A 1,054-nucleotide genomic window follows, 5' to 3' on the forward strand; every position below is an offset into this window, starting at 1 on the left:
GGCAGATTGCAATAAATAACTTGAACAAATTTAGTGACGTAGATTAAGCAAGAAGATCTCAATTGGTGATCGCCAGTTCAAACATTTGAGTGGCCGTGAGTTAAAATACCAGTTAATCTGAATTAACTCATCATCACTAATCTCTTCAATTGGTTGACCTTTGGGAATAAAGCGGCGCAACACTCGATTACGATTCTCATTACTGCCACGTTCATGTGGGGAATAGGCATGGGCAAAATACAGCGGTACACCGGTCTGCTCCTCAATTGATTGGTAGTTGGCGAACTCTTTCCCGTGATCAACTGTCAGTGTTTTGAGATTAGTTCCTAATTGATTAGCTAATTCAAGGATAGCCTTAGTCATTGAAGTACTATCTCTTCCGTCAAGCCGTTTAACGATAGTAAGGCGACTCTTGCGTTCGACAAACGTGGCTACTGCTTGACCTTTGCGCTTACCAGATAAAACTGTATCAGCTTCAAAATGGCCTGCAATATTACGATCAGAAGCTTCAGCTGGACGATCTTCAATCGAACGACCATGACTGAAAGTCCCACGGGTTTCTTTAGCACGCTTACGACGAATACCATGGTCAGGTAAATCAGTCATCCGAATATCTAGAAGTCCTTGATCGACCCAGTTATAGATAGTCTTGTAGGCGATCCTAACCACATGGGCTACTTGTTCAATTGACCATTTCTGAATCTTGATCTTGTCTTCGATTAGTCGCTTGAGGTTAGCCGTTAATGAGCATTTACGACCACGACGACTAAGCTTAGATTCAAGGTTAGCTTGAGCACTAGCAGCTTGATATTCGCCATTCAAGCGATGAATTTCATTAAAGATAGTGGTCTTACTAAAGCCCAGATAATCAGCGATATATCGAAGAGATCGCTTTTCATGACGAAGCGTTTCGATGACAATGCGGTCTTCAAATGATAAAATAGTGGTGCCCATAAAGGTCCTTCTTTCATGGATTTTGTTTAGCGACACCATTAAAGACCTTTATGGGTTTTTCTGTCCACTAAAATGTTCAACTTAAATTTTACAATCTGCC

Annotated in this window: 1 protein-coding gene; it reads right to left on the bottom strand. The window is 41.3% G+C overall.

Annotated elements, in window-relative coordinates; genetic code table 11:
- Positions 1 to 30: 30 nt before the first annotated feature.
- Entirely contained in the window at positions 31 to 954 is a 924-nt protein-coding gene (locus H9564_RS09035) for an IS30 family transposase (RefSeq protein ID WP_191685130.1), read from the bottom strand.
- Positions 955 to 1,054 lie beyond the last annotated feature (100 nt).

The organism is Limosilactobacillus avistercoris, from assembly GCF_014836425.1.
Taxonomy (GTDB): domain Bacteria; phylum Bacillota; class Bacilli; order Lactobacillales; family Lactobacillaceae; genus Limosilactobacillus; species Limosilactobacillus agrestimuris.

Bases quoted from the DNA above. Each gene is read 5' to 3' on its own strand.
- H9564_RS09035 (WP_191685130.1), bottom strand. From the start codon at position 954: ATGGGCACCACTATTTTATCATTTGAAGACCGCATTGTCATCGAAACG.